Source organism: Microcoleus sp. PH2017_12_PCY_D_A, from assembly GCF_020738565.1.
GTDB lineage: Bacteria > Cyanobacteriota > Cyanobacteriia > Cyanobacteriales > Microcoleaceae > Microcoleus.
This window is the reverse complement of the sequence record NZ_JAEQCI010000010.1, coordinates 93,325-100,473: the sequence shown is the minus strand read 5'-3', so window position 1 is coordinate 100,473 and position 7,149 is coordinate 93,325. Positions and strand designations below refer to the sequence as shown.

Annotated in this window: 8 protein-coding genes; 3 read left to right on the top strand and 5 right to left on the bottom strand. The window is 43.8% G+C overall.

Translation table 11 applies throughout. From position 1 onward, the window contains the following. Positions 1-25 precede the first annotated feature (25 nt). The 5 genes from JGK39_RS01135 to JGK39_RS01115 form a co-directional block, all read right to left on the bottom strand. The gene (locus tag JGK39_RS01135) at positions 26-250 is read right to left on the bottom strand and encodes a hypothetical protein (RefSeq protein ID WP_293295435.1); all 225 of its coding nucleotides are present in this window, start codon (positions 248-250) and stop codon (positions 26-28) included. Between the two features lie 301 nt (positions 251-551). Further along, on the bottom strand, positions 552-917 hold the full coding sequence (locus JGK39_RS01130; protein ID WP_293295437.1) for a DUF5615 family PIN-like protein: 366 nt from the start codon (positions 915-917) through the stop codon (positions 552-554). Continuing rightward, the gene (locus tag JGK39_RS01125; protein WP_293182002.1) at positions 914-1,219 is read right to left on the bottom strand and encodes a DUF433 domain-containing protein; all 306 of its coding nucleotides are present in this window, start codon (positions 1,217-1,219) and stop codon (positions 914-916) included. The genes JGK39_RS01130 and JGK39_RS01125 overlap by 4 nt, the downstream gene beginning before the upstream one ends. Positions 1,220-1,367: 148 nt before the next feature. Continuing rightward, the gene (locus tag JGK39_RS01120; RefSeq protein ID WP_293261867.1) at positions 1,368-1,952 is read right to left on the bottom strand and encodes a PAP/fibrillin family protein; all 585 of its coding nucleotides are present in this window, start codon (positions 1,950-1,952) and stop codon (positions 1,368-1,370) included. A 258-nt stretch (positions 1,953-2,210) separates the two neighbouring features. Continuing rightward, on the bottom strand, positions 2,211-3,890 hold the full coding sequence (locus JGK39_RS01115) for a glycosyltransferase family 4 protein (protein WP_293261863.1): 1,680 nt from the start codon (positions 3,888-3,890) through the stop codon (positions 2,211-2,213). Between the two features lie 390 nt (positions 3,891-4,280). Here JGK39_RS01115 and JGK39_RS01110 point away from each other — a divergent pair, with 390 nt between their 5' ends. The 3 genes from JGK39_RS01110 (at position 4,281) to JGK39_RS01100 (ending at position 7,004) form a co-directional block, all read left to right on the top strand. After that, a complete protein-coding gene (locus tag JGK39_RS01110; protein ID WP_293261860.1) occupies positions 4,281-4,520 on the top strand; it encodes a DUF3134 domain-containing protein in 240 nt (79 codons plus the stop codon). A 279-nt stretch (positions 4,521-4,799) separates the two neighbouring features. Continuing rightward, entirely contained in the window at positions 4,800-5,915 is a 1,116-nt protein-coding gene (mraY, locus tag JGK39_RS01105; RefSeq protein WP_293261857.1) for a phospho-N-acetylmuramoyl-pentapeptide-transferase, read from the top strand. A gap of 381 nt (positions 5,916-6,296) precedes the next feature. Then, positions 6,297-7,004 carry a L,D-transpeptidase gene (locus JGK39_RS01100; RefSeq protein ID WP_293261854.1) on the top strand — a complete coding sequence of 236 codons (708 nt, stop codon included), beginning with the start codon at positions 6,297-6,299 and terminating at the stop codon, positions 7,002-7,004. The last annotated feature ends 145 nt before the right edge of the window (positions 7,005-7,149 follow it).

Genomic DNA, 7,149 nt, shown 5'->3' with positions numbered 1-7,149 from the left:
GTTTGTGCATCATTACAATGCTAATTTACAACTCTAAATGCCTACTTTTCTTTGACGTGAGTTTTATTCTCTCGATCCTTTCCTTCAGGGCACTACCCCCGTCAGCATCCGATCGCCTCCGAAACCGACATACAACAGTCCGCTGCATATTTGGCATGAGTTTGGCGATCGCCCAAGGGTAAAGGCGTTTTTGGTACGCGATCGCACTAGGATTCGCCGATAATCCCTGTTGATAACCGTTTTGTGACATAATCTTGTTGTATTCGTAAGGAGTACAGAAAGAGCGTTAGTAAGTTTCTTGGCGGGAATGTACTAACGCCTTTCCCATTAAAATTCAAGCAGATATCACAATAATTGTCAATTGTCAATTCTTAACGCTAAGTTTTAACGGTTATCATATCTAAAGCTGCGATCGGCTGTGGATTTGAGGATTTTAGTAAGTGTTGAATTGTTTGCAAAAGTCATACATTTTTGATTTTCAACCGCAGATGAACGCGGATAAACGCGGATGAAAGAAAGATAAATTGAGGAGAATGAGTTAAGGGGATCGCTTATTCTTCACCCCAAGCACTTAAAAACTCAACTTGATTGTACATTTCCTCTGCGGATTTACTAGCTATAATTTTTAGCAAGCGACGCAATTGTTCCCCAACTGAATAATTCTGCTGTCCCAAGATTATCCCCATATGTTCTTCCCCTTGGGTGTTCAAATCAGTATGCAATCGATAAAAATCCCTAGTATTAAAGCTATAGGTTACTCGATGATTTTTATTAGCCCAATACAAAATTTCTTCATCCCTGCGAGACAGCATTCCTATTTCTGCAACAGAAATAACATCAACACTCCGCAGGCGTAGAGCATCAAGCAGAGCCGAATTCATAGCATCTTCGTCTAGCAGCAGTAGAATAATGCTCATGGATTTGTCTTCAGGTTTTTGTAGTGTAACTCTGCTAACTGTTCGTAAGCTGCTTGTTCCTCTGCTAAATCTGTATCAATCTCTGCTCGATTAGCATGATAATACGTTAAAGCTGCATAAACTTGTGCGATCGATAAGTGAGTCATCAGCCTAGCAATTTCTTCCGCACTATTACCCTGCTTGTACAAAACGGCGATGCGGCGGACAGAAGTACCAGTTTCAGCAATAATGGGACGGCCGCCTCGAAGGTTGCGATCGCGGATAATTAAAGTCCCGATGTCTACTACAGTTGTTGTTGTCATACATTTTTTCAATTCAATTAACTTGATTATATAGATTTATTCTGAAAATGTCTAAGTGTTCATGCCCCTGACGCTTCTATTCTAGCGAGAATTGCTTAAAAATTTGAGAAGTCTTAAGAGCGATCGAACTCAATCAAACATCACAAAATCACTCTTTTGTCAACACAAAGACACTCCCTTCATTACCGCGCCCGATGCGTAAATCGCCATCCAAATAAGTAACATCCAGCCATCCCTGCTGTTCGCGAGTATCTAACCGAAAATCTACAGCAGCAAACTTTTTCCCTGACTCAATTTCATTGATATATTTTGCCGGAGATTCATAGCGGATTAACCTGCTTAAACCCAAAATTGACCGCTCAAACTTCACCTGCACTCGCCGTTCCGAAGTCGCCTCAAATCTGGCCGCTACGCTGACAATTCCTTCTAAATAAGGCAAGCCGTAAAGTTCGGCAATGTTGTAAATTTTAGATTCTTTGACGCGGATGGATTGATAAATTTGACCCAATTTCAACAAGGGAAAACCGTCAAGATTCAGCAGGGCGCGGCTGCTGGTGTACAACAACCGCCAATCGCCATCTAAAAGTTCTGCGGCTTCCACAGGGCGCGGTGTGGGGTTGTAATCTTCCAATTGGGCGATCGCACTTAAAATCGCCTGTTTGTCGTTTGGAGTCGCCAGCAAACCGCGATTCTTACCAGCAATTATCTCTAATAGTGCAGATTTTTTAAGCATAGTTTTTTTTAAGAGTCATTAGTCATTGGTCATTGGTCATTGGTCAGTAGTCATTAGTCATTGGTCATTCGTCATTAGTTTATGACTTATACACGGGGACTAAATAATTTTTTTTTACCCATGCTTATGATTATTGGGCTTCTCTGTGCGTATTTCGCCCCTACATTTACTCTAATCTTCAGTCCGCGGAGGCGGACATCGTTTGTGTAGTAGCGGTTTCAACCGCCGACTCTTATTTGATTTATCAACTATTAGGAATTACCCATTCCCAATCACTAAAACACCAAATTTCACGAGATAGAGTAGCGTCCGATAGAGGTATGCTGATTCTTGCTCGTTGTTCGCATAACGCCTGAGAATTTCCCCGACGCCGATCGCACCCTTTTTCTCGATCGCATTCAACATCTCTATCTGAACTTTAACAGAGATTCTGCGGTCTTGACCGAAGCTCGTAAACCAAATTCTGTGCAACTCTCTCAACAGTTCCGGTGTGGCGATCGCACCCAGACTCAGCATCATATCATCGTTTAAAGTTCTAGTCGCATAATGACCCAACACCCGAAACGGATCGTCGCCCAGGGGATAAGGCGGTTTCCCAGCTTTTGCAGGTGCAGACTCTGGTGCAGAAACCCGAATTTCAGCTAATTCCCGCCACAAATGTTCGTAAGCAGCAATTACTACTTTCCAATCATAAATCTCCCTCGCCCTTTGTCTCGCATTTTCACCCATCCGCCTTCTCAATTCCGGGTTTTCAATTAATTGGCACAAAGCGCGGGTGCAAGCATCAATATCAACTGCTGTGGCGAGGGAAGTGTGACCCATGTAAGTCGGCCAATTCAAGCTGCCGTCGAGATAATTTAGGGCTAAATCCAAACAAGCTTCCGGCGGTGGGATGAGTGTGGGAATGCGGAAGCCGTCGATTTCGTGGCGTACTGATTCTTTGTATCCGTTCCAGTCAGAAACAATTGCCGGCAGTCCGTTGGCCATTGCTTCAATGGGTGTTAGTCCGAAGGTTTCTTGAATGTTGTCGGACAGCGAAATAAAAATATCGGAGGCAGACCAAATATTAACTCTAATTTCCGGATTTCTGCCATCTACAAAAATAGCATTCACCGACGGACAAAAGATTTTCGCGCTATTTTTAAAGTCGGGTTCTTCTCTCGGATCTTCAATCCAACCGGCTTGAATTAAGTGGATTTTGGCTTTTGTCTGCTGGGCGGCGCGTTCCAAAGCGATGTACATTGGTACCGGATGAGCTTTGGCAGAGAAAGTCAATCGCCCGACAAATAACACGACTATATCGCCGGGAGAAATGCCGAGTTCTTGTCGTTGTCGATCGCCCGCCTGGACTGCTTCCACACCCTGCGGAAACGCGCTGCAATCCACTCCTAGGGGAATAACTGGCAATTTCACCAAAATTTCGGGTTGACCGCCGTTGCGCTGCGCTAAATATTCAGACCACTCCCTCAGAACTCCTTCTACTGTGTTTTTCACGGCGTTAGAGGTGCAGATCAGGGCGTCCCAAGGTTGAACCGGTGCAGTTATCAAATTGCCGATCGATTCCATGACATACTTAGTGGCGATCGTATGGGTAACGCCACAAACGCTGTAAGCGCGCTGATCGACAAATCTGCGCCCCCAAACCATCTCGGCAAGGGCGGGATCGGGCCGATAGATTGTACCCGGTTGAGATAGCAAATCTGGTCGATCCGTCGCAATCCAGCGGACTTTCCGAGGTTGTTGCAGCCAAGGTTGGATGCGCGAACAAAACTCCTTAAAAGTTGCTTCGCTGTCTGCGTAACAGTACAGATAGTCAGCGGTACCGTGTTGGACTAAGCTTTTAAGAAATCCTTCTCCGGCTGAATGACGCCCCAGAAGTTTTTGCCCTCCGGTGTCGTAACCGTCTTTGTGGTATAAAACCGCCGCTGTTATATCCATCCTGAGATTTATTGTTTGAGAATTGGTTGAAGAAGGTAAAAGGCTTTCACCATCAGGCTTTGACGCAAAACCATGAAACTGTTCTAACTCAACCGCTGGCTGGCCCCGTGTCGCGCGATACTTTCAAAGACGATCGCCTCAGATTACAATACTTACGGCGAAATAGGGATTGGCAATATCGGATTTTAATGTTATCCTGAGGCCGATGACTGGGGGCGATCGCCCGAATCGGTCAGCCATCCTATCGGGATCCGGAACCAAAGAGTGTCTGTGGTATAATGCCTTAGCTCTGCTAAATGCCGGATTTGCAAGTGTTCGATCGAAGGAGCAGTCAGTCGGCACAACATTAGTTCTACTCGATCGCGTCTTTGTCTTTAGAAACCGATAATCATGTACAACCCATCTCTGCGTCAAATACCTCGCCACTTGCCTGCGGATGTAATTCCATTAAAGCAGCAATCTTCTCTTTTAGACTGGTTGGAATCTAACAATCGTCTCTTAGCAAGGGATGTTCAAGAACCCGACTATCTGCACGAAGAAGAAATTTCCGAGTTGATGGCAGTTGACGACAGTCCTTACGATGATTTAGAAGAAGAAGTAGAAGATGATGCGGGTGTAGGGGACGAATAACTGTAGAAAGAATGGTCAGTCGATTTTAGATTTTAGATTTTAGATTTTAGATTGAAGAATTTTAGATTCACTCTAATGATGAATCTGGTATCTCGAACAAAAGTCTAAAATTTGGGGATAATCGATTAGTCAAGTTTAGGGTTTGTAGCGTTTTTGGCTGGTCAACGAATCAACCGGAAACAGGGAAGAAAAACCAAGAGATTTCCCAATCTCCTGTATCCCACCCTATTCTCCAATTGTCAAATGCTTATTCTCAAATGGTGTGTGTTGAGGAGTGATATGGATAACTTTGTGGATGAGAAAATCCCTTTTACTATGCCTTTCAAACTTACAGGCAGGAATTTATTCCTGCTGCTGGGTTTGGGGCTGGGCATTGTAGCGATCGGTTTAGATGTAGCAGCGGGTAGATTTTTGGATGCGCCTGCATCGCTATTTATGCCACTAGCTGTTTGTGCTCTCGTTGCATCGGGTTTAGGTTATCTAGTTGTGCCCGTACTCCAGCAACTGAAAGCCGGACAAATAATTCGCGAAGACGGCCCCCAAGCCCACTTGAAAAAAGCGGGAACCCCGACAATGGGAGGCATATTTTTTGTGCCCGCAGGAGTCGCAGTCGCCTTGATTTCGTCAAGATTTAACTCAGATGTTGTTGCCGTATCGGCTTTAACTTTAGCTTACGGTTTCATCGGCTGGCTCGATGACTGGCAAATTTTGCGCCGCAAGTCGAATAAAGGTATTTCACCCCGGATGAAATTGGCTTTGCAAGTAGGTTTTGCAGCTCTATTTTGTCTGTGGTTGATGTTCCACAATCCAAGTATTTCTACAAACATTGCTTTGCCTTTCGGTTGGGTATTGCCTTTAGGTTTTCTGTTTTGGCCGCTGGCTGGTTTTGTGTTAGTTGCTGAAAGCAATGCTACTAATCTTACCGACGGTGTTGACGGGTTGATGGGAGGTTTGGGCGCGATCGCACTTTTGGGATTAGGCGCATCTGTAGCCTCAACTTCGCCAGAATTAATGATATTTTGCGCTTGTATCAGCGGCAGTTGTCTCGGTTTCTTAACTCACAACCGCAATCCAGCCCGAGTGTTTATGGGCGATACAGGTGCGTTGGCGTTGGGCGGTGCGTTGGGTGCGGTAGCTTTATTAACAAATAGCCTTTGGATATTATTAATAATCAGCGGTATTTTCTTTATTGAAACGCTGTCCGTAATTGCTCAGGTAACTTATTACAAAGCTACAAAAGGCCCGGATGGCATCGGCAAGCGTCTCTTAAGAATGGCTCCGCTGCACCACCATTTAGAACTCTGTGGCTGGTTGGAAACTCAGGTAGTTGGGATATTTTATTTAACTAACGGGGTGTTAGTGTTAATGATTCTGATGTTCACTGGCAATAGTTAACAGCAGATTAGTAACAGACTTTACAGCATATGTAGCTGATGTTTTCTGCCATGTTAAAAAACAAATAAGATGCCCGTTCCACAGGAACTCAATGCAGTTGTGGAACGGGCATCTTGCCCGTTTCAGACTTAAAAAAACAGGCAAGATGCCTGTGCCACTAATCTTAAATTTAGCTAAAAAACAGGCTTTCCTGCCTGTGCCACTAATCTTAAATTTAGCTAAATCACAGGCTTTCCTGCCTGTGCCACTAATATTAAATTTAGTTAAAAAACAGGCAAGATGCCTGTGCCACTAATACTTCATTCTGTTGTGGAACTGGCATATTGCCAGTGCCAAGCTCATAAGTTATAATTTTGAAAATTGCTCTCCCCAGTAAATGCAATGGAACTCACAAAAAGACAGGGCAATATTTGGATAATTGCTTCATCAGCCGCCCTTCTATTGCTGGCTGCTAGCTCATTTTTTTACTGGAGACTCGTCAGACTCGGTTATGCTGTTCCCATTCCCTACATTTTAGATGTTTTCTGTTTAACTAATTGTCCGGCTGATGATTTAACGACTTTACACAGCCAATTGCCACCAGATAAATTATTCAACTACGACAAACCCCTCTCACAAATTTTAGGCGAACCGGATAAGTTAGATAAAAATAGAATTTCAATCCTGGTTGAAAAATCAAAATACAGATTAACTGTCTATGACAAGAAAAAGCCGGTCAAATCTTATCCTGTTGTATTTGGCAGCAATCCCGCAGGCGATAAACTAAAAGAAGGCGATTCGCGGACGCCGGAAGGAATCTTTAGCATCAAAGATTTATATCCTCACACAGCTTGGTCGAAATTTATCTGGCTGGATTATCCAACTAAACAATCTTGGCGAAAACATATCAAAGCCAAGCAAGCAGGTACAATCAAATGGTACGATAGTATTGGCAGCGAGGTTGGGATTCACGGCGTACCGGCTAATTCAGAGAAAATTATCAAAGAGCGATCGAACTGGACTTTAGGCTGCGTTTCGCTGGAAAATCAAGATGTTGATGAGTTGTATCAGTTTGTACAAAAAGGTACAGAAGTAGAAATTATTCGATAACTGGTTGGTAGTAAGGACTTTAGTCCTTATTAACTCAAAAACTAGCAGAGAGGACTGAAGTCCTTACTACAAACTTTAAGAGAGGACTGAAGTCCTTACTACAAACTTTAAGAGAGGACTGAAGTCCTTATTACAAACTTTAAGA

Coding starts and splice junctions, on each gene's coding strand:
- JGK39_RS01100 (WP_293261854.1), top strand. CDS start 6,297: ATGGAACTCACAAAAAGACAGGGCAATATTTGGATAATTGCTTCATCA.
- JGK39_RS01125 (WP_293182002.1), bottom strand. CDS start 1,219: ATGACAACAACAACTGTAGTAGACATCGGGACTTTAATTATCCGCGAT.
- JGK39_RS01110 (WP_293261860.1), top strand. CDS start 4,281: ATGTACAACCCATCTCTGCGTCAAATACCTCGCCACTTGCCTGCGGAT.
- JGK39_RS01115 (WP_293261863.1), bottom strand. CDS start 3,890: ATGGATATAACAGCGGCGGTTTTATACCACAAAGACGGTTACGACACC.
- JGK39_RS01135 (WP_293295435.1), bottom strand. CDS start 250: ATGTCACAAAACGGTTATCAACAGGGATTATCGGCGAATCCTAGTGCG.
- JGK39_RS01130 (WP_293295437.1), bottom strand. CDS start 917: ATGAGCATTATTCTACTGCTGCTAGACGAAGATGCTATGAATTCGGCT.
- mraY (WP_293261857.1), top strand. CDS start 4,800: ATGGATAACTTTGTGGATGAGAAAATCCCTTTTACTATGCCTTTCAAA.
- JGK39_RS01120 (WP_293261867.1), bottom strand. CDS start 1,952: ATGCTTAAAAAATCTGCACTATTAGAGATAATTGCTGGTAAGAATCGC.